At 55.5% G+C, this 21985-nt stretch carries 15 protein-coding genes; 10 read left to right on the top strand and 5 right to left on the bottom strand.

The features are described 5' to 3' along the window. The first annotated feature begins 106 nt into the window (after positions 1-106). On the top strand, positions 107-634 hold the full coding sequence (locus tag CV944_RS06420) for a hemerythrin domain-containing protein (RefSeq protein ID WP_020278823.1): 528 nt from the start codon (positions 107-109) through the stop codon (positions 632-634). 219 nt (positions 635-853) lie between these two features. Here the strand turns inward: CV944_RS06420 and narI are convergent, their stop codons facing one another. From narI to CV944_RS06400, 4 genes are read right to left on the bottom strand one after another with little or no spacing between them, the layout of a single operon-like run. Next, positions 854-1558, bottom strand: a complete 705-nt coding sequence (gene narI / locus CV944_RS06415; protein ID WP_100663975.1) for a respiratory nitrate reductase subunit gamma — start codon at positions 1556-1558, stop codon at positions 854-856. Next, positions 1534-2109, bottom strand: coding sequence for a nitrate reductase molybdenum cofactor assembly chaperone (gene narJ / locus CV944_RS06410; RefSeq protein WP_100663974.1), 576 nt, complete (start codon positions 2107-2109; stop codon positions 1534-1536). Before narJ ends, narI begins: the two co-directional genes overlap by 25 nt. Before the next feature lie 54 nt (positions 2110-2163). Continuing rightward, the gene (gene narH / locus CV944_RS06405) at positions 2164-3633 is read right to left on the bottom strand and encodes a nitrate reductase subunit beta (RefSeq protein ID WP_100663973.1); all 1470 of its coding nucleotides are present in this window, start codon (positions 3631-3633) and stop codon (positions 2164-2166) included. Beyond that, entirely contained in the window at positions 3623-7309 is a 3687-nt protein-coding gene (locus CV944_RS06400; protein WP_100663972.1) for a nitrate reductase subunit alpha, read from the bottom strand. Before CV944_RS06400 ends, narH begins: the two co-directional genes overlap by 11 nt. A 172-nt stretch (positions 7310-7481) precedes the next feature. Here CV944_RS06400 and CV944_RS06395 point away from each other — a divergent pair, with 172 nt between their 5' ends. The 7 genes from CV944_RS06395 (at position 7482) to CV944_RS06360 (ending at position 16742) form a co-directional block, all read left to right on the top strand. Further along, complete coding sequence (locus CV944_RS06395; RefSeq protein ID WP_033010889.1) at positions 7482-7985, top strand: metal-dependent hydrolase; 504 nt, start codon at positions 7482-7484, stop codon at positions 7983-7985. Positions 7986-8272: 287 nt separating this feature from the next. Continuing rightward, the gene (locus tag CV944_RS06385; RefSeq protein ID WP_014195917.1) at positions 8273-9025 is read left to right on the top strand and encodes an alpha/beta hydrolase; all 753 of its coding nucleotides are present in this window, start codon (positions 8273-8275) and stop codon (positions 9023-9025) included. A 145-nt stretch (positions 9026-9170) separates the two neighbouring features. Beyond that, on the top strand, positions 9171-13331 hold the full coding sequence (locus CV944_RS06380; RefSeq protein WP_100663971.1) for a bacteriocin-processing peptidase family protein: 4161 nt from the start codon (positions 9171-9173) through the stop codon (positions 13329-13331). Positions 13332-13412: 81 nt separating this feature from the next. Beyond that, on the top strand, positions 13413-13682 hold the full coding sequence (locus tag CV944_RS06375; RefSeq protein ID WP_015374914.1) for a hypothetical protein: 270 nt from the start codon (positions 13413-13415) through the stop codon (positions 13680-13682). A gap of 42 nt (positions 13683-13724) precedes the next feature. Further along, positions 13725-14474: a membrane protein insertase YidC gene (gene yidC / locus CV944_RS06370; protein ID WP_015374913.1), complete on the top strand. Its 750-nt coding sequence runs from the start codon at positions 13725-13727 to the stop codon at positions 14472-14474. A 166-nt stretch (positions 14475-14640) separates the two neighbouring features. Further along, positions 14641-15192, top strand: a complete 552-nt coding sequence (locus CV944_RS06365) for a cysteine hydrolase family protein (protein WP_015374912.1) — start codon at positions 14641-14643, stop codon at positions 15190-15192. Between the two features lie 80 nt (positions 15193-15272). Next, positions 15273-16742, top strand: a complete 1470-nt coding sequence (locus tag CV944_RS06360; RefSeq protein ID WP_015374911.1) for a nicotinate phosphoribosyltransferase — start codon at positions 15273-15275, stop codon at positions 16740-16742. A gap of 140 nt (positions 16743-16882) precedes the next feature. Here CV944_RS06360 and pepF read toward each other — a convergent pair whose 3' ends face one another. Continuing rightward, complete coding sequence (gene pepF, locus CV944_RS06355) at positions 16883-18739, bottom strand: oligoendopeptidase F (RefSeq protein ID WP_100663970.1); 1857 nt, start codon at positions 18737-18739, stop codon at positions 16883-16885. Between the two features lie 89 nt (positions 18740-18828). Between pepF and CV944_RS06350 the strand changes: the two genes are divergently transcribed. Both CV944_RS06350 and CV944_RS06345 read left to right on the top strand, forming a co-directional pair. Further along, positions 18829-19719 (top strand): aldo/keto reductase, encoded by an 891-nt coding sequence (locus tag CV944_RS06350; protein WP_100663969.1) that lies wholly within the window; start codon positions 18829-18831, stop codon positions 19717-19719. Between the two features lie 12 nt (positions 19720-19731). After that, the gene (locus CV944_RS06345) at positions 19732-21888 is read left to right on the top strand and encodes a DNA topoisomerase III (RefSeq protein WP_100663968.1); all 2157 of its coding nucleotides are present in this window, start codon (positions 19732-19734) and stop codon (positions 21886-21888) included. Positions 21889-21985: the final 97 nt, after the last annotated feature.

The raw sequence follows: 21985 nt of genomic DNA, 5'->3' as shown, positions 1-21985 counted from the left end.
AAACTGAAAAAGGATGTAAGGGATTTTGTCGAAAAATATTTTTTGGACACCCCTGAGGGGCCGAAAAGCCTTGATAAATCAACATTTCTAGAGGGAGGAATTGATGATGCATTCATTTTGCCATATGGGCGGCCCTGAAGGGGTGAAATTATGCGCCGGTCTGGCGCAATTAAAACAAGAACACGGCCCGCTGCGCGCCCAAATGGAGCAGCTGCTTGCCGCAGCGGAGGCGATCGGCCGCGGGGAAAATGACCGCAACTGGCGTGAGCCGCTCGCTGATTTGAGAGAAAAAGTTGAATCGTTCGTCGCCGCCTTAGATCCGCATTCGGAGCGGGAAGAAGGCGTATTGTTCCCAATGATGGCTCGGTACATCGGGCGGACGACCGGCCCTATCGCCGTTATGGAATACGAACACGAACAGGCGAAAACGCGCCTTTCCATGTTTTTAGAAAAGACCGCCCAGCTGCCGGAGAACATCGACAGCAGGCAGGCGTTGACGCTTGCCGGCGCGGTGATTGAGGCGTATCATATTTTGGATGAGCACTTCATGAAAGAGGAGAACGTGCTCTTCCCGATGGCCGAGCGGTTGTTGTCCGATGCGGAGAAAGAGGAGCTGTTTGCGCGCATTAACTAAGTAACAAATAAAAAACAGGATGCCCCAAACGACGGGCATCCTGTTTTTTATTATTGGTTCATTTGTTGGCCGGTTGTTATGCATGATCGTTAGGGTATGCGGAAGCGCACGTTGTTTCGTTCCCGCCGCCGTTAAAGTTGACAGGCCGGCTGTTAGGCAATCGGTTTGCCCCCTCCGCCTGTTCAGTTTAGGGTTCCTGATGTGACGCCCGCCGCTCGCTTACTTGGCGCGGTTGACCGGCTCTGCTTGTTTTGGCATTCGCTTTCGATAGACGACGTAGCTGCGCTGCAAGTAGCGGAGCGGGAAGCTGAATACGTGAACGAGACGGGTGAACGGCCAGACGGCGAACAAACCGAATGCAGCGAGAATATGAATCTGAAACCAAAGCGGCACCGCTTCCATATAAGCTGGGTTCGGACGGAACGTAAGAAGGCCGCGAAACCACGGGCCGATTGTCGTCCGGTAATCAAACCCGTGCGAATCGATGTTCAGAAACGTCGACGACAACCCGCTGGCGATCACGACAAGCAAAAATCCGAGCGCGACCCAGTCGCCGGTGCTGCTTGTCGTCCGTACGCGCTTGACCGTCAAGCGGCGGCGAAAAAGGATCACCAAACCAACGAAGGCCGCCAAGCCGGCCGGAATGCCGCCTGCCAAGGCGAGGGCGTGGTACATCTCTTCTGTCACGCCAAGCGCCTCGTAAAACGGCTTGGGAATGAGAATGCCCATCACGTGGCCGACAAACACGAACAAAATGCCCCAGTGAAAGAGAAGGCTTCCAAGGCGCAACTGCCGTTTTTCGAGCAGTTCGCTTGATTTGGATGTCCAGCCAAACTGGTCGCGCTGGTAGCGCCAAATATGGCCGGCGACAAATAGGACAAGCGCCAAATACGGAACAATCACCCAGAGAAATTGGCTGGCCATGCCGTTGCACCTCCTTTCGGGAGCGGCGTCACGCCGAGTTGAATGAATGTGTGATTGAGCGCGTCAAACAGCTGTGCATACGGGCTGCCTGCCGCTGCCAGCCGGTCGCCGATTTCGCGGATATGGCCGGCATAATCGGCGAGCAAGGCGGTCGTATGCTCTTGATCTGCATAGGCCATCCATTCAAGCATGAGCGGCAAGTAGTCGGGCAGCTCGTGATCGGAGACGGCGAATCCGGCCGCCTCGTAGCGCGCTTTTAAGGCAACGAGTTCGATTCCGCGCTCCCGCTGCTCGCCGTTTGTCATATACGTCAAGTACAAATTCGTTTTTTTGCCGAAATCAAATGTTTCGACATATTGCTCCGTCCGCTCTCGAGTCGGGGTGACCGCGAGCTGTTCGGCCACTGCCAAAAGCGGCGCGCGGACGGTTTCATCGTCAAGCGAGCGGATGGCGTCTAGGCAGTCAGGAAGCGATTCGGCCCACTGTTCGTCCGGGTAAGACAACAAATACGATACACATAGAAAGACCGTTTGTTGTTGTTCGCTGTTCATCGTAAATCCTCCATTTCATTGTTGAAGGGGGCGGGGCTCGCCTTCTTTCTCCTTTTACAGCGTGCCGCAAGCGCCCGGGCCGCCGGCGAACGCCAGCCCGCAGCTGCCTTGTTCGGCGTAGAGGTCAGCGACTTCTTCGTGGTGCGATGCTGGAATGACGAAGCGGTCTTCGTATTTGGCAATCGCGAGCAAACGGTACATCTCTTCAATGTCTTCACGGCTTAAGCCGAGCGATTCAATGAGACGGGTGTCCGGCTGTTTGTTCGTTTGTTTCGCCCGCATGTATGAGCGCATGGCTGCCATTTTTTTCAATGTCGTGCGGATGTGCGCCGTATCGCCCGCCGTCAGCAAATTCGCCAAATATTCGATCGGAATGCGCATTTCATCAATGGCCGGGAAGATGTCATCGGCGCTCGCTTGGCTTCCTTTTCCTTCGATCGTATTCATGATCGGGCTCAGCGGCGGAATGTACCATACCATTGGCAGCGTCCGGTATTCCGGATGCAGCGGCAAAGCGATTTTCCAGTCGACGATCATTTTGTAAATCGGCGAGCGCTGTGCGGCGGCGATCCATTCGTCTGGGATGCCCGCTTCTTTCGCGGCGGCGGCGACGGCTGGATCGTTTGGATCAAGGAAAATATCAAGCTGGGCGTGGTACAGCTGTTTCTCATCTGTGACGCTCGCCGCTTCTTTCACTTTGTCAGCGTCATACAGCATCACACCGATGTAACGGATGCGGCCGACGCACGTTTCCGAACAAATCGTCGGCATGCCGGCTTCGATGCGCGGGAAGCAGAGCGTGCATTTTTCCGCTTTGTTCGTTTGCCAGTTGAAATACACTTTTTTGTACGGGCAGCTTGTGACGCAATACCGCCAAGCGCGGCAGGCGTTTTGGTCGACGAGGACGATGCCGTCCTCGTCGCGTTTGTACATGGCGCCTGACGGGCAGCTCGATACGCATGACGGATTGAGGCAATGCTCGCAAATGCGCGGCAAGTACATCATAAAGACATTCTCAAATTCCGTTTGGATCGCCTGCTCCATTTTGACAACGTTCGGATCGCGCAAACCGGTGATATGGGCGCCGGCCAGGTCGTCTTCCCAGTTCGGCCCCCACGATACTTCCATCCATTCGCCGGTGATGCTTGATTTCGGCCGCGCCACTGGCTGGTATTGTTTTAGCGGGCTGTTCGTCAACGTTTCGTAGTCGTAATTCCACGGTTCGTAGTAATCGTCGATCGTCGGCTGGTACGGGTTGTAGAACAAGTTGACGAGCCGCATCGCTTTTGAGCCGGACTTTAGCCGCAATTCGCCGTCTTTTAACTCCCAGCCGCCTTTATATTTCTCTTGGTCTTCCCACTGTTTCGGATAGCCGATCCCCGGCTTTGTTTCGACGTTGTTAAAGTACATATATTCCGCACCGGGACGGTTCGTCCACGTGTTTTTGCATGTGACGCTGCACGTATGGCAGCCGATGCATTTATCCAAGTTCATGACCATGCCGACTTGCGCTTTAATCTTCAAGCCAATCAACCTCCTCTAATTTGCGGATGACAACGAACAAGTCGCGTTGGTTGCCCGTCGGTCCGTAATAGTTGAATCCGTAGCTTAATTGCGCGTATCCGCCGATCATATGCGTCGGTTTCACATGGATGCGCGTCGGGCTGTTGTGCGTGCCGCCGCGGTTGTTCGTCAGCTTCGTGCCCGGCACGTTAATATGGCGGTCTTGCGCGTGGTGCATAAACGCCATGCCGCGCGGCAGCCGGTGCGAGACGACGGCGCGGGCGACGACGACGCCGTTTTCGTTGAAACATTCGATCCAGTCGTTGTCGTTGATGCCGGCTTCGGCCGCATCATCTTTGTTCATCCACACGGTCGGCCCGCCGCGGAACAGCGTCAACATCGGCAAGGAGTCGAAATACATGCTGTGAATCGACCATTTGTTATGCGGCGTCAAATAGTTCAAGATGACTTCCTTTCCGTTTTCTTTCGGGCGTTTGTTTGAAAACGGACGGTGCGGCAAGACCGGTTTGAACGTCGCCATCGTTTCGCCAAACTCGCGCATCAGTTCATGATCGATGTAAAACGACTGCCGGCCGGTCAACGTCCGCCACGGGATGAGCCGTTCGACGTTCGTCGTAAACGGCGAGTAGCGCCGCCCGCCTTTTTCCGAGCCGCTGAACGCCGGCGAGGTGATGACCGTTTTCGGCTGGGCGGTGATTTGTTCAAACGTAAAGCATTCTTCCTCGCGTTCTTTCGCTAAATCGGCCAATTTCAAATCCGTCTTTTTCTCAAGCGCCTCCCACGCTTTCACCGCCATTTTGCCGTTTGTAGTTGATGACAGCGTCAAAATCGCTTCAGCCGCTTTTTTCGCTTCGCTGATATCCGGGCAGCCGTCGGCGATGGAAGCGCGCCGGACAGTGCCGAGCCGGCGTTTCAACTGTTCATACTCATCTTTCGCTGACCAGGCAATCCCTTTTGTGCCGATCGGCTGGCGGGCGACGTTCGGACCTAGGGCGGTCATTTGATCGTAAATGAGCGTATAGTCGCGCTCGATGACATGAATGTTCGGCATCGTTTTGCCCGGAATCGGTTCAGTTTCGCCTTTGCTCCAGTCTTTCACTTCACCGAACGGCTGCGCCAGCTCTTGCGCCGTATCGTGCAACAGCGGAGTGGCGACGACTTCTTTCATTGGCTTTAAGCCGGCTTGTTTGGCGACATCAGATACGGCTTTCGCGAGTGATTTGAAAATATCCCAGTCCGAGCGCGCTTCCCAGAGCGGAGGCACGGCTGGATTGAACGGATGGATGAACGGATGCATATCCGTGCTGCTTAAGTCATGTTTTTCATACCATGTCGCTGCCGGCAGGACGACATCGGAGTAGAGCGCTGTGCCGGCCATGCGGAAGTCCAAGTTGACAAGTAGATCGAGCTTGCCTTCCGGCGCTTCATCGCGCCAGCGGATTTCTTCCGGGCGCAGGCTGTCTCGGTCATCGTTTAACAAGCCGTTCGTCGTGCCAAGCAAATGTTTTAAGAAGTATTCGTGCCCTTTGCCGGAGCTTGAGATTAAGTTGGCGCGCCAGACGATCAAGTTGCGCGGAAAATTCGCCTCGTTGTCCGGATCTTCGATCGCAAACTGCAATTCTTTCTTTTTCAGCTGTTTCGCGACGTAGGCGCCGATCTCTTCCGGCGTGCGGGCTCCATGGCTTACTGCTTCGTTATACAGCTCGATGCCGTTTTTGTTAAACGTCGGGTACGACGGCAGCCAGCCAAGCCGCGCGGCCAAGACGTTGTAATCGCCAGGGTGTGAATAGCGCGCTTTTTTGGCCAGCGGTGAGATGAGCTCATCGACCGGCCGCTCTTCATAGCGCCATTGGTCGGTCGCAAAGTAAAAGAATGACGTGCCGTTTTGCAATTTCGCTGGTCCGACCCAGTCGCGAGCGGTGGCGATTGTCTGCCATCCTTCCACCGGCCGCAGCTTTTCCTGCCCGACGTAATGGGCCCAACCGCCGCCATTCACCCCTTGGGCGCCGACGAACAAGACAAGATTCAAGACGGCGCGGTAAATCGTATCGGAGTTGAACCAATGGTTGATCCCGGCGCCGACGATGATCATCGACCGGCCGTTTGTGTCGATCGCGTTGTCGGCAAACTCACGGGCGATTTTCACGACGAGTTCGCGGTCGACGCCGGTGATCGCTTCTTGCCATGCTGGCGTGAATGGCACCTCGTCATCGTACGAGTGGGCGACTGTGCCGCCGATGCCGCGGTCAATGCCGTAGTTGGCCAAAATCAAATCATAGACGGTCGTGACGTAAACGTCTCCTGTTACGGTTTGCACTTTTTTCACTGGAACCGCGCGTTCGATCGTTTTTCCGCCCTCAGCGGTGAAATATGGAAGCTGGATCGAGATGACTTCATCTTCGCTCCCTAAAAATGACAGGCGTGGCTCAAGCGGCTGTTCTGTTTCCTCATCAACAAGACGCAAGTTCCATTTTCCTTTGTCTTCCCAGCGAGCGCCGATCGTTCCATTCGGCACGACAAACGAGTCGGTGTTTTCATCATAGATGACCGGCTTCCATTCGGCATTGTTCGTTTGTTTGCCAAGGTCTTTCGCCAACAAGAAGCGGCCGGCCGTCCATGTGCCGCCGTTTTGTTTTAAGGTGACGACAAACGGAAAATCGGTGTACGTTTTGGCATATCGTTCAAAATATGGAACGGTCCGTTTGACGTAATATTCGTTTAAAATAACATGTCCCATCGCCATCGCCAAGGCGCCGTCCGTCCCTTGCTTCACCGACAGCCAGTCGTCGGCGAATTTTGTCGACTCGGCGTAATCTGGGCTGACGGAGACGACTTTCGTGCCGCGGTAGCGCACTTCGGCTAAAAAGTGAGCGTCCGGAGTCCGGGTGAGCGGGACGTTCGAGCCCCAGGTGATGATGTAGCCGGCGTTGTACCAGTCGCTTGACTCCGGCACGTCCGTTTGGTCGCCCCAAATTTGCGGCGACGCCGGCGGCAAGTCGGCGTACCAATCATAGAAGCTTAATATCGGGCCGCCCATCAGCTGCATAAACCGCGCCCCAGCGGCATGGCTGACCATCGACATGGCTGGAATCGGGGAGAAGCCGACGTTGCGGTCCGGTCCGTATTTGACGACCGTATACAATAAAGAAGCGGCGACAAGCGTCAATGCTTCATCCCAGCTGACGCGCACGAATCCGCCCTTCCCGCGCGCCTGTTTGTAGCGCTTCGCTTTTTCGCGGTCTTCAACGATGCTTTTCCACGCCTCAAGCGGGTTGTTTGGATGATGGGAGAGCGCCTCGCGCCACATGTCAAGCAAGATGCCGCGGACATACGGGTATTTGACGCGCAGCGGGCTGTACATATACCATGAGAAGCTCGCGCCGCGCGGGCAGCCGCGCGGTTCAAAGTCCGGCATATCCGGCCCGGTCGACGGATAGTCGAGCTGCTGTCCTTCCCAGGTGACGATGCCGTTTTTGACGTAAATGTTCCAGCTGCACGACCCCGTGCAGTTGACGCCATGGGTCGAGCGGACGACTTTGTCGTGCTGCCAGCGGCGGCGGTACGCATCTTCCCAGGCGCGGTCGCCGTAGGTTGTTTCGCTATGGCCGTCGGCTTGGCGCTCGATCGGCCGAATATATTTGAAACGGTTGGCAAGCGGAGATCGTTTTCGTTTCATTTGCTTCACTCCTTATTAGCGTTGTGTACTTTTAACTATAGCCATGATGTCAATAACGCGATGTTAACTTTGTCACACTTGGCATCATTGTCACAAATCCGTCAAAGAAACGAACAAATATTCTTTTCTGTGGTATAATGGGGAAAACGATAAAAGTTTGAGGGGATGTTTGTTGCGATATTCGAGTCATGTTATTGTTTCCTTATGCTTGGGGGCGGCGGCGACGGCGTATACGGCGCTGCCGTTTACCGCCGCCTATACGGCGGGGCTTGTCATCGGCAGCCTTCTTCCTGACATTGACGAGCCGTCGTCATACGTCGGCCGCCGTTCGTTCGGCGTCGCGGGGAAAGTAAAAGAAGCGTTCGGCCATCGCGGCATGACGCATTCGCTCATCGTCTGGGGGGTGCTTGCCGCCCTCGTCTGGCGCGACTCGGCGTCGCCGTTTACCGCTGGGCTCGTGCTCGGCTACTTGTTTCATATTGTGGAAGACTTTTTTTCTGTTCAAGGGGTGCCGCTGTTTTGGCCGTTTTCGTCCAAGCGGTGGAAAGTGCCGCTCTATCGGACGGGAAAAGGGATGGAGAAAGCATTGGTTGGCATCGCTTGGATCGCATTCGTCTATTTTGGCGTCAACGGCTTGTTTCACGAATGGTGGCGGTCATGGTTGTCGATGTGGTAACGTCGTTCGATCAAAAAAGGAAAAAAGAGGTGCGGCGGCGAATATAGTGAGAGGAACGGATTTGACTTCCCTCCGAAAGAAGTCTCCTACTTCTAAACGTGAAGGTGCGCCAGCACCAGTGAAAGTGGGAGATGAATTTCGGTTGGCGTTAGCCAACGAACATGATAGCGTAAAGGGTTCTTGTGTGTGGCTTACCGTTCAGCGAACACACACAAGTCGCTTGAAGCCCCCACCTCTAAGCGAAGCGTAGGTGGTGGGTAGTTCACCTAGATAAGGGGGAGAGGAAGATGAGCGAACAATATCCGGTGCTCTCGGGCGCCGAGCCGTTTTACGCCGAAAACGGGCCGGTCGGGGTGCTGCTCGTGCACGGATTCACCGGCACGCCCCACAGCATGCGCCCGCTCGCTGAAGCGTATGCGAAAGCCGGCTATACCGTTTGCCTGCCGCGCTTAAAAGGGCACGGAACGCATTACGAAGACATGGAACGGACGACGTTCCACGATTGGGTCGCCTCGGTCGAAGAAGGATATGGATGGCTGAAACAACGATGCCAAACCATTTTTGTCACCGGGCTGTCGATGGGCGGGACGCTCACGCTTTATTTGGCGGAACATCACCCAGACATCTGCGGCATCGTGCCGATTAACGCCGCTGTCGACATCCCAGCCATCGCCGCCGGGATGACGGGCGGGGGCGAGCTGCCGAGGTATCTGGATTCGATCGGTTCGGACTTGAAAAATCCGGATGTGAAAGAGCTGGCATACGAGAAAACGCCGACCGCTTCGCTTCTTCAGCTGGCTAGGCTGATGGCACAGACAAAAGCGAAACTCGATCGCATCGTCTGTCCGGCGTTGATTTTTGTCTCCGACGAAGATCACGTCGTGCCGCCGGGAAACGCCGACATCATCTTTCAAGGCATTTCATCGACGGAGAAAGAGATCGTCCGCCTCCGAAACAGCTACCATGTGGCGACGCTCGATTACGATCAACCGATGATTATTGAACGGTCTCTCGAATTTTTCGCCAAGCACGCCGGATAAAACGAATCGGTATATGGCTGATCCTGTTCAAAGGAGAGGCCATTTTTTGTTTGTCGGTGTTTTTGTGAAAAAATATGTGGCTGTTTTGCCGGGCTTGTTCTACACTTATAAATAGCTGGAAAAAGAATAAGGGAGTTTTCTTTGTATGAATCATATCAAACCGATCGCATTGCTCGTTGAAGAAAAACGAATCGTGGATGCCCTTGCCCAGGTGCGGCCGCATTTAGAAAACATGGGATTGTTTCAATGGCGGCCGCTCATGGCGTCATGGGACAGCATCGAGCCGTTTCGGGCGCTCATCCGGCTGTTTGATTATGCGCTCATGTACCGGCATAGCGGGCTTGTCGCGCGGTACGCCCACCGGAAGTTCAACACGTTGCAGACGCTCGCTTGGGTGTGTGATGAGTGGCTCGAGAACCGCCGGCCGCTCGATGTGGAAGAGGCGCTCACCCCGCGTCTTACAGAAGCGCTCGAAGGCCGGGTGGAGGAGCCGAGGGAAGCGATCGCCCGGGCGGCGTTTGCGTTGGTGCGCGCTTTATTGGATATGCAGCGGATCGATGAGGCGCACGAATGGATGGATGTGGTTGCTCGCTATGAGACGGTGCCGATGCATGACAAGTGGGGCTATTTTTATATCGAGACCGGCGACCGGAAGCGCGCCGAACAGGTGATTCGCGCCGGTCTCGATGACCCGGAGCGCGGCGACATGTGCTATTTGCTGCTTTCGGATTTGTACGCTCTTGACGGCCGCCACCACGAGGCGCTTGCCGTTTTGGAGGAAGGAGGGCGGCGCTTTCCGCAAGTGCTGGCGTTTTACGCTGAGCGCGTGCGCCGCTTGCGCGATGTGCGCGCCTACCGTGAGGCGCTCGCGGCGATGGATGAACTTGACCGCCTGAATCCGCTTCATATGCATCGCCGTTATTTCGCCCATTTGCGCGCCGAACTGTATTACCAGCTTGACGAATGGGAGAAGCTTGAATCGCTTGTGAAAGCGGAGCCGCAGCTTGAAAAAACGCCGTACGCCCGAGCGCTTGGGCGGCAAAGGGAACGGTCGGTGGTGCTGCCGCTTGTGCCGGTCGTGCAAAAGCATAACTATTGCGTGCCGGCGAGTCTGGAAATGATGCTTCGATTGCTTGGCTCCCCCCGTACGCAGGATGAAGTGGCTCAACATATTTTTGATGTGCGCGGATCGAAATTGTCGACGACGGTTCATTATTTGGAAGAGCTTGGCTTTGTTTGCCGCTTTTTCGTCGGCTCGCCGCTTCGTTGGAAGCGGCTGATTGATGAGGGCGTTCCGGTGCTGTTAAGCGTCGATTATGAACAGTCATCGCACGTGCAAGTGCTGTTTGGCTATGACGAGCGGCTTGGGGCGTTGTACGTGCAAGACCCGAATCTATTTGATCCGTTTGTTGTTTCCGAGGACGAGCTTGCCAAATGGTATGCAGGGACGCATTATTTGTCGATTGTGGCGCTTCCCCGGGAAAAAGCGGCGCTCGCCGCCGAGCTCCCCGAAGAGGAAGACCGCTATTTCCGCGAATTGCATGCGTTGGCCGAAAAGATGGATGAGGACGAACAGGCGCATTTCGCCGCCTTTGTCGCCTTTTTGCGCAAGCATGAGCACATCCCGTACACATGGCTGTATGTCATGAAGCATTTTAGCAGCGATGAGGCGAAGCCGCTTGTGTTTGATTACACCAGGCGCGTCTTGAGCGAGTATCCCGAACATAACGACTTGCTGCTGATGGCGGCGAAAGCGTATGTCTACACGCAAGAAATGGAGAAGGCTGAAGACGTGCTCAAACGGGTGAAAGGAAAGGCGCAAAGCCCGCTCTACCATTATTTGCGCGGCCGAATCGCCTTTTTTGCCAGCCGCTATGAAGAGGCGGCCCGCTATTTTCGCACCTCGCTCCAGTTGGACCCAGACCAGCCGGAAGTGTGGAGCTATTTCGGGCTCACCTCGGCGTACGCCGGTCATATCGAAAAAGGGCTCATCTCTTCGCGCGTGGCAGTCAGCCTGTATCCGGGCGATTTGTTTATCGAAACGAACCATGGTGTGCTGTTGTTCCACGCGAAGCGGTTTGCCGAAGCGCGCGCCTGGTTTGATCGTCTTGTGCGCCGCGAGCGGCGGGATGCCCAGCTTTGGTATGAGCGGGCCCGCTGTGATCGGGAGCTCGGCCGCCGGCGCAAGGCGGAACGCGGCTTTGGCGTCGCCAAAGCGCTCGACCCGCAGGAACCGCATCCGTATTTGATGTTGGCTGACTTGTATGATGATGCCGGTGATCGGGAAAAAGCGAAAGCGGTGCTGGAAGAGGGGCTGGCCGCTGCTAGACGCTTGGCGCCGCTTTACGTCCGTCTTGGCGATCTCTATATGGAGGAAGGGGAGGCGGAACAAGCGGTTTCGTGCTACAAAGAGGCGGTCCGTCATGACCGCGATGACGTGTTCGCCCATCTCGGCTTGGCGTCTGCCCTTGCGGAGCGCGGGGATGTGGAAGCGGCGCGCCGGTATGTGATCGAGCAGCGCGCCCGTTTTGCCAACAACAGCGAATATTGGCTGAACGCGGGAAGATGGCTTGTCGCCCATGGGTTCGCCGACGAGGAGGAAGGACGCGAGACGGCGCTGTCGTGGTTGGAAGAAGGGTTGCGTCTGGCTGAGTTTGAGGCGGAAGAAGCGTATGAGTTTTACCTTGATCAGCTGGCAACGCCGTCTTTAGAGGAACGCGGCCGGGCGTTTTTAGAGCAGCTTGTCTCGGCTCGCCCGACACTCGCTTCGGCCCATTCCGCTCTCGGCGCCCTTTATGAACGGCAAGGCCGGCCGTCGAAGGCCATGGCGTTTTACCGAGAAGCTGCCGCCATGGGCCATGCGCTTTCCCTCTTCCGGCTCGCGGAGCTGTGCGCCTCGCTTGGACGCCACGAAGAGGCGAAACAACAGTATGAGGCTTGTCTCAAAGCCGATCCATCGTTTGTCCTTTGCCATTTTCGCTTAGCTTCACTCTATGAGGCGGAAGAAAACGAAGAGCGGCAGCACGCGCATTTGCTTCAGGCGGTGCGCTTGGCCCCGAAGCGCATCGATATGGAGCAGCTTGCCGCGATCGCGGAGCCTTCCGCGCTTCTCCGCGCGCTGGCTGACGCCCGTCCGCATGCAGGGGAGGCGTGGTATTACGACAGCCTTGGATATGTTTATGGAGCGCTTGAGCGCCGCGATCAAGAAAAGGCGGCCGTCGAGAAGGCGCTTGCTCTTGACCCGGACCATCCTGAAGTGCTCCGCCATTGGGCGATGGTGCTGATCGCGGAAGGAAGCCAAAAAGAGGCGGCGAAACTGCTCGAACAGTTGATGGTGCGCCATCCGGACGATGAATCGTTGTACCCGTTGTATGTGGCTCTCTTTCCGAAAACGATGCGCGGCTTAGGGAAGCTGCGCCATCGACTCGAGCGGCTGAAGGCAAGCCGCGAGGCGAAAAGCGTGATGTATCGGAACACCGCCTCGGCTCTTTTCCCGTATTTTGGCGAGGAGCAGGGGGAGCATGACGAACCGGTGCGATGGTGGACAAAAGCGAAAGAATGGGTCGGCACCGTTGTCTTGTTTTCGATTGTGACCGATTTCTACGACGAAGCGATTCGCCTCAACCGTAGCGATGCGGAAGCCTACAGGCGGCTCGCCCGCTTATATGCCGCGCTCGAATTGGACAGCGATGCCGTGAAAACGTGGCGCAAAGCGCTCGCCCGCGTTTGGGATCCGTCTTTGGCGCAAGAATTTGTGGAATATTTATTGGCCGCCGATGAGGAAAGAAAACGCGAGGAAGCGAAGCGCTGGCTGGAGCGGCTGCTGGCTGATGACCCGGATGATGTCGACCTGCGCGTGTTGCAGGCGGTCGTTTGGCTTCAAGAAGGACAGCGCGAGAAAGCCGAGCGGCAGCTCGAGGAGATTGTGGCGGAAGAACCGCTCGCCCATGAGGCGCTCATGTTGCTTGGCGAGCATTATATGGAAACGGGCCGCTATCAAGAAGCGGCGGCGCTTTGGGAGCGCTATGCTGATTGGTATCCTGAGGATGAAGAGTTCCATATGCAGCTTGCGGCTGTTTATGAAGAAGCGGGGCGCATCGATCAGGCGCTCGCGGCCATCGAGCGGTGCGTCCATATGGCCAACGATGCCCGGCTTCGCTACGAACGAGCCCGCTATCTCGCGCTGCTTGGACGCTTCGATGAGGCGAAAGAAGAGCTTCGGGCGGCGCTGGCGGCTGATGAAAGCGGGGAGCTGGCCGTCTTGGCAGCCGACGAGCCGGCATTTCACCGCTTGGAGCGGATGTGATCAATTGTTGCTTTTCTTTCGGTTGAAAGTTTGCTATTGTATGGAAAGAGAACAATCGACAGGCGAAAGGGAGGTGGACGCATGGAAGCGCCTATTGATTTGCTTGTGTATATGTCGCTTGTCGGCGCGCTATGGATCATCATGAAAGGACATACGAGCGCGCGCCGGATGGCAGGTTCGCTGTTTTATGAACCGGCGTTGGCCGCGGTTCGCGAGCATGAAGCAGAGGGAGGCGCCGAACGGGCGGCGCTTCCATGGCGCCCGCTGTTTTTGCCGCAACGGCGGAAAATTCCCGTTCGGGAACGGACAAGCCGAACGGATGAGGATGGAAGGCCCTTTCCTTTATGTTGAAACGGCATGATTTTGCAACATGATATTGAAGGAGGGCTTTTCATGAAAAAATGGGTATTGGTGCTGCTTGGCGCCGTTTTGCTTCTTGCCGGCTGCAACCGCAACGAACCGATCGACGAACATAGCCAAGGCATTTGGAACCATTATTTTGTCTATCCAATGTCGAAGCTTCTTTTGACGCTTGGGCACTGGTTTGGCGACAATTACGGCATCGCCATTATCGTGCTGACGCTCATCGTCCGCTTTTGCTTGCTGCCGCTCATTTTGAAGCAGTTCCGCGCATCGATCGCCATGCAAAAACTGCGCCCGGAGCTTATGAAGCTGCAAGAAAAATATAAAAGCAAAGACCCGGAAACGCAGCGCAAGCTCCAGCAAGAAATGATGCAGCTGTATCAAAAGCACGGCGTCAACCCGGCGAGCGGCTGCCTGCCGGTGCTCATTCAAATGCCGATTTTTATGGCGCTGTATTACGCGATTTCGCGGACGCAAGAAATTAAAACGCATTCGTTCTTATGGGTCGAGCTCGGCCATCGCGATCCGTATTTCATTTTGCCCGTTTTAGCGGCGTTGACGACGTTCATCTCGCTCCGCCTGTCGCCGTCGATGGCTGAAGAACAAATGCCGCAAATGGCGATGATGTCGTACATCATGCCGGTTATGATTTTTATCGGCGCCAGCTCCGTTCCATCGGCGCTGTCGCTCTATTGGGTCGTCGGCGGCTGCTTCTCGATCATCCAGTCGCTCATTTTGCGTGCTCAAATGAAAGCGGCCAAAGCGGCGGAAAACAGCTAAAACGACTTCGACAATCCCCTGTCTGCTTCAAAGCAGGCAGGGGATTTGTTGTCTTGTCTGCTGTCCATATTGCTATGGTATAATGGTAGAAAAGCCCAACAAGATGTAGGCGGGATGAAAAAACAGCAACCCGACCATGCAGGAAGAGGAAAAGGAGTGAACGGGAATGAACAAAGCGCTTATTAACATCGACTACACCGTCGATTTCATCGCTGATCATGGCGCGCTTACATGCGGGAAACCGGGGCAGGCGATTGAAAAAGAGCTCGTGCGGGTGACGAAACAGTTTATTGACAACGGTGATTTTGTCGTCTTTGCCATTGACAAGCATGTGGCGGGAGACGACTATCATCCGGAAACGAAGTTGTTTCCGCCGCATAACATTGAAGGGACGGAGGGGCGAAAGCTGTACGGGGAGCTCGAGGCGGTGTATCAGGGGAACAAGCATAAAAACAATGTGTATTGGATGGACAAAACGCGCTACAGCGCGTTCGCCGGAACGGATTTGGAGCTGAAATTGCGCGAAAGAGGCATCACGGAAGTGCATTTGGTCGGCTGCTGCACCGATATTTGCGTTCTTCATACGGCGGTCGATGCGTACAACAAAGGATTTCGCATCGTCGTCCACCGGCGGGCGGTGGCGAGCTTCGACGCGGCGGGACACGAATGGGCGCTCCGCCATTTTCGCCATACGCTAGGCGCGGAAATAGTGGAATAATGGAGAAAACGTGATAGAATAGACGATGAACATTGTTTTATTCGGCGGCGCCGTCATTCGTGTGTTGGAGGTAGCAATTCATGAAGACATATGCTGATGACAGTTTGATGCTTCATACGGACTTATATCAAATCAATATGGTCGAGACGTATTGGGAAGATCGTATGCATGAGCGCCGCGCTGTGTTTGAAGTGTTTTTCCGCAAGCTGCCGTTTGGCAACGGCTATGCGGTGTTCGCTGGGTTGGAGCGCGTCATTCAGTTTTTGCAGCAGTTCCGATTTTCTGACAGCGACATCGACTATTTGCGCCAAGAGCTTGGCTACCGTGATGACTTTTTAGACTATTTGCGGACGCTTCGCTTCACCGGCACGGTCCGTTCGATGCGCGAAGGGGAAGTGGTGTTTGCCAACGAGCCGATTATGCGCATCGAGGCGCCGCTTGCGGAGGCGCAGCTCATTGAAACCGCCATTTTAAACATCATCAATTTTCAGACGCTCATCGCCACGAAAGCGTCGCGCATTAAGCATATTCTCGGGGATGAGCCGGCCTTGGAGTTCGGCAGCCGGCGGGCGCAGGAGATGGATGCGGCGCTTTGGGGCGCGCGCGCAGCGTATATCGGCGGGATTGAGGCGACATCAAACGTGCGTGCCGGGAAGCTGTTTGGCATTCCGGTCGCCGGAACGCACGCCCATTCGATGATTCAAGCGTATCAGGATGAATACACCGCCTTTTTGAAGTATGCACGCCGTCATAAAGACTGTGTCTTTCTTGTCGATACGTACGATACGTTGAAGTCCGGGGTGCCAAACGCCATTCGCGTCGCGAAGGAGCTGGGCGACCAAATCAACTTTATCGGCATCCGCATCGACAGCGGCGATTTGGCCTATTTGTCGAAAGAAGCGCGGAAAATGCTCGATGAAGCCGGATTTCCGAACGCGAAAATTTTCGCCTCAAACGATTTGGACGAAGATACGATTTTAAACTTGAAGTCGCAAGGGGCGAAAATCGATGTGTGGGGGATCGGCACCAAACTCATTACGGCGTACGATCAGCCAGCGCTCGGCGCCGTGTACAAAATGGTGGCGATTGAAAACGAACGCGGTGAGATGGTCGATACAATCAAAATCAGCGGCAATCCAGAGAAAGTGACGACGCCGGGGCTGAAGCGGGTGTACCGCATCGTCAACAAAATCAACCATAAAGCGGAAGGCGACTACATCGCCTTAGAGAGCGAAAACCCGCAGCAAGAAGAGCGGCTGAAAATGTTCCATCCGGTGTACACGTTCATCAGCAAATTCGTCACCAATTTCGAAGCGCGTGACTTGCATGTGACGATCTTCGACAACGGCCGGCTCGTGTATACGTCGCCGCCGCTTCCGGACATTCAAGCGTACGCAAAAGAAAGCTTGCGCTTGTTTTGGGAGGAGTACAAACGGACGCTCAATCCCGAGCAATATCCCGTCGATTTGAGCCAAGCGTGTTGGGACAATAAGATGGAAAACATCCGCAAGGTGAAAGAAAAAATTGCCGGCGCATCTTTAAGTGAATAACCGTCTTGGCTGCGGGGCAAGCGAACGGTTCCGCTTTGCGCGCTGGCGTCCGATTGAAGCTCGGCGCGTTGCAGCGCAAAGCGATATTCTTCTTTCCGCCGCAACAACAAAGGTGTCCCGAACGGCGCGGGACACCTCTTTCATGTAGACCGCTGACGGTTTTGGCTCGACAGCTGTCGATCGAGTTCGTCAACGAGTTCGGCGAAATGACCTAAGACTCGCTCGATCGGTTCGGGGCTTGTCATATCCACTCCGGCTCGCTTGAGCAGACGGATCGGGTCATCGGATGCGCCGGAGCGCAAAAATTGTTTGTACCGCTTCACCGCCTTGCCGCTTGCATCGGTTTGGATGCCGCTCACAATGGTGTACGATGCGGCGAGCGAAGTGGCATATTTGTATACATAAAAGGCGTCATAAAAATGCGGAATGCGCAGCCAGCCGCGCGCGGCGCCGGGATCGGCGGCGTACGCCGGGCCGTAATACGTTTTGAGCAAGCCAAGCCAAAGCTGGTTCAGTTCGTCCGCTGTCAGGCTGCCGCCTTGGCGCACTTTGTCATGAATGATCCGCTCAAATTCGGAATACATCACTTGCGTGTACAACGTGCCGCGGATTTGCTCGATTTGTTCGACGAGCAGGCGGAGTTTTTCTTCTTTTGTTTTCGCCTGTTTGTATAAATAATCGAGCATGAGCCATTCGTTCGCGGTCGAGGCGACTTCGGCGGTGAAAATCGAATGGCCGGCATAATGGTACGGCTGCGCACGGTTCGTGTAGACGGAATGCATGGCGTGCCCAAGCTCGTGGGCCATTGTCAATACGCCATCAAGCGAACCGTTGTAATTGAGCAAGATGAACGGATGGGTGTCATACGCTCCCGTGTTGTAGCCGCCGGTATATTTTTTCGGGCGCGGGAAGACATCAAGCCATCGTTCTTGAAACGCTCGGTGCACCTGTTTGATATAGTCGGCGCCGAGCGGCTTGAGCCCTTCGACAATGAACGTTTTCGCTGTTTCAACTGGGATCGATTTCGCCGTTTCGCCGACAAGCGGCACGTACAAGTCATAGCTATGGACGCGGTCAAGCCCGAGCGCGCGCCGCCGCAGTTCGATATAGCGGTGCAGCGCCGGCAAATGGCGGCGGGTGGCGGCGATCAAGTGATCGAACACTTCCTTCGGGACATCGTCGGCGGCCAGCGCGGCGGCAAGGCCGGATGGATAGCGGCGCACGTTCGCATACAATTCATCCGCTTTGACCGAGGCGTACAGCGTCGCCGCGGCGGTCTGCTCGAGCGCCTCATAGCTTTTCGCTTTCGCTTCAAACGCCGCCTTTCGATAGCGGCGGTCCGGGTGCTCGAGCATGGCGGCGTATTGGTCGTCGGTCAATGTCACTGTTTTTCCATTCGGCATCGTGACAGACGGCGGCTCGTAATCGCCGCGGGCGGCGTGGTCATAAATGTTCTCCGCCTCGCCGAGCGCCGGCGATAGTTTCGCGAGCAGCTGTTCTTCGCGTTTCGTGAGCGTATGCGGCTTTTGCTCGCGCAACTCATGGAAGTAATAGCGGTACGCTTTCAGTTCTTTGCTCGTTTGGAGCTTCTTGAGCGTCCGCTCGGGTAGGGCGAGCAGTTCCGGCTCGATGAACGCTGTTTTCGCCGCATATTGGGCGGCGAGCGCTTCCACTTTTGCCCCAAGCCGGGCCGCTGCCTCGTCTTCAATGTTCAGATCGCGTTTTAAATGGGTGTAAAGCGACAGTTTTTCGAGCTTGCGGGCCGTTTGTTCGTTGAGGGCGAACAGTTTGGCGATCGTCTTTGCATCATCGAGTTTTCCTTCAAACGCCGCCAGTTTCGGCAAGGCGTTTTGCACCGCCTTGTAGTCGTGCATCCACTCGGCTTCGGATGGATAAATGTCGGCTAGGTTCCATTCGTATGCGGTTTCGGCGGCTGATGCCGGCCATGGGGAGGCCAAAAGAAGCACAGCGGCGAGCCCAAGAAGCCAGCGTTTCATATCATCACGTCCTTTCCGTTTTTTCCTCTTGTTGGTAGTATGCGCAAGCGGAACGATTTTAGCCAAAAATAAAGAAAGGGAGACAATCAATGGAACGAATTCAGTTGGCGGACGATTTGACGTTTTCCCGCCTCATTCACGGCTGTTGGCGGCTTGCGGACTGGGGCTATTCGCGCGAGCAGCTGCTCGGGCTCATTGAATTTTGTCTTGAGCGCGGCATTACGACGTTTGACCATGCTGATATTTACGGCGACTACACGTGTGAATCGCGCTTTGGCGAAGCGCTGGCGTTAAAGCCAAGCTTGCGCGGTCAGATCGAGATCGTGACGAAATGCGGCATCAAGTTGCCGTCAAAATACGGGATGAAATTATATGATACAAGCAAAACCCATATCATCGCCTCGGTCGAGCAGTCGCTCGCCAATTTCCGCACGGATTATATCGATGTCTTGCTCATTCATCGTCCGGATCCGTTCATGAATCCAGAAGAGGTGGCCGAGGCATTTTTGAAGCTGAAACAGGACGGAAAAGTGCGCTATTTCGGCGTTTCGAACTTTAAGCGTTCGCAGTGGGAAATGCTTCAGTCGTATTTGCCGTTTCCGCTCGTGACCAACCAAATCGAAGTATCGGCGTATCGGTTGGAAAATCTTGAAGACGGCACCGTTGACCTTTGCCTTGAGAAGCGCATTCCGCCAATGGTATGGTCGCCGCTCGCCGGTGGAGCGATTTTTTCCGCTGACGATGACCGGGCGATGCGGCTGCGCGGGACGCTTGAACAAGTGCGGGGTGAGGTGGGCGCTGAGACGATCGACGAAGTGTTGTACGCGTGGCTTCTCGTTCATCCAGCGCGGATGATGCCGATTGTCGGCTCGGGAAAACGAGAACGCATCGAGCGGGCGGTGCGGGCGTTGTCGCTTCCGCTTTCCCGCGAGCAATGGTTCGCTATCTTACAAAGCTCCATGGGGCATGATGTGCCGTAAGGGGAGAGGACGATGAAGGTCATTATCGCGGAAAAGCCGGACCAAGGGGCGACGCTCGCCTCGATTTTTCGGACGAAAAAACGGCAAGGCTATATCGAAATTTTGCCGAATGACTTGTTTCCCGACGGGGCGTATATGACATGGGCGATCGGGCATTTGTTCCAGCTCGCCCCGCCGGAGCGGTATCGTCCGGAGTGGAAGCGATGGACGCTCAACACGTTGCCGATCATCCCGGAACGGTTCGAGTATGAGATCGAAAAAGCGAAGGCGAAACAGTTTCAAGTGGTCAAGGAACTGTTGCGAAAGCCGGAAGTGACGGAAATCATCCATGCCGGCGACGCGGGGCGCGAAGGGGAGCTCATTGTGCGCAACCTCATCCGCCTAAGCGGCGTCAACAAGCCGATGAAGCGGCTTTGGCTGTCGTCCTTGACCCCGAAGGCGATCGAGGAAGGGTTCCGCCGCCTGCTCGATGAGCAGACGACGCGCCCGCTCTATGAGGAAGCGTACGCTCGCGCCTGCGCGGATTGGCTCGTCGGCATGAACGCCTCGCGCGTGTACAGCCTGTTGCTGAAAGAGCGCGGGATGAATGATGTGTTTTCCGTCGGGCGCGTGCAGACGCCGACATTGGCGCTGATCGTCCGGCGTGAGCGGGAAATTGAGCAGTTCCGCCCTGAACCGTTTTGGGAAGTCGTCGCCTCGTTTGTCATTGGCGACAAGCGTTATGAAGGAAAATGGACGGATAAAAACGGCCAAACGCGTCTTGGGGACGAGGAGATGGCGAAAAAGATCGCTGCCTTTTGCCAAGGAAAACGGGCGGAAGTCGCCGACGTCCACACGGAGCGGAAAACGTATCAGCCGCCCCTGTTGTTCAACTTATCGACGCTGCAGGCGACAGCGAACAAGCTGTACCGCTTCTCGCCGAAAAAGACGCTTGATGTGCTGCAATCGCTCTACCAAAAAGGGATCGTTTCGTACCCGCGCTCCGATTCGATGCACGTAACAAAGGGAGAGGCGGAAACGTTCCCGGCGATTTTGCAAAAGCTGTCGTCGTTTCCGGCGTACGTTTCGTATTTTCCGTTGCCGCAGCCGTCGATTTTACATAATAAACGTTATGTTAACGAGAAAAAGGTGACGGACCATTACGCCATTATCCCGACCGAGCAAGTGGTGGATCCCGAGAAGCTGTCAGCCGACGAACGGAAGGTGTACGATTTGGTCGTCCGCCGCCTAATTGCCGCCCACCATCAGGCGGCGGTCATCGATTACACGACCGTCACGACGCTCGTTGACGGCCGGGCTCGCTTCGTTTCGAAAGGAAGGCAGGTCGTCGAGGAGGGGTGGCGTGCGGTCATCCGTCCGCATGAGGAGGAGAAAGATGCTGCGCTGCCTCCCCTTGAGCGAGGGGAGGCGGGGAAAGCGGCCGCTGTAAAGGTGAAAGAAGGGAAGACCGAGCCGCCGAAACGGTATACAGAAGGCGAACTCATCACCTTGATGAAAACGGCGGGAAAATTTTTGGACGATGAGGAACTGGAAAAAGTGCTCGCCAAAACGGAAGGGCTGGGCACGGAAGCAACAAGGGCGGCGATCATTACCATGCTGAAAGAGCGGAAGTATATTGAAGTGAAAAAGAACCTCGTGTACGCGACCGACAAGGCGAAAGTGTTGATCGAGGCGCTTGGCGGCACGATCCTCGCCTCGCCGGAAATGACGGCGAAATGGGAGCAGCGCTTAAGCGAAATCGGCGAAGGGAGCACCTCGCCCGCCGCCTTTATGGAACAGGTGAAAAAGTTGGCGCAAAAAGTGGTCGCTGACGCCATCGCCGCCGCGCCGAATTGGAATTTCAGAGGGGTTGACACCGCCTCGATCCAGCGGACAAGGAAGAAAAAAACGATGGGCGAGAAGCTTGGACCGTGCCCGCTTTGCGGTGGGACCGTCGTCGACAAAGGAACGTTGTACGGCTGCGATCAGTACGCGAAAACAAAATGCCCGTTTACGATTTCCAAACGCATTCTCGGCAAATCGATTTCGGCGGCCAATGTGAAAAAACTGCTGGCGCAAGGGAAAACGAATGTCATCAAAGGGTTTAAAAAAGGCGAAAAAACGTTTGACGCCATCCTTGTCTGGGATGAAAACGAGAAGAAATTGTCGTTTCAGTTTCCGAAGCGGTGACGAAGGCAACAGGCGTTGGGGGACGGGAGGTTTGGCGAAAAGGCGGACCGATGGCGGCCCGCCGATCTGGCCTCCTTTTTCTCAAATGATACACCGA

It is taken from the genome of Geobacillus sp. WSUCF-018B (genome assembly GCF_002809985.1).
Classification (GTDB): domain Bacteria; phylum Bacillota; class Bacilli; order Bacillales; family Anoxybacillaceae; genus Geobacillus; species Geobacillus thermophilus.
Note: the sequence above shows the minus strand (reverse complement) of the source record. Positions and strands in the feature narration are given on the sequence as shown.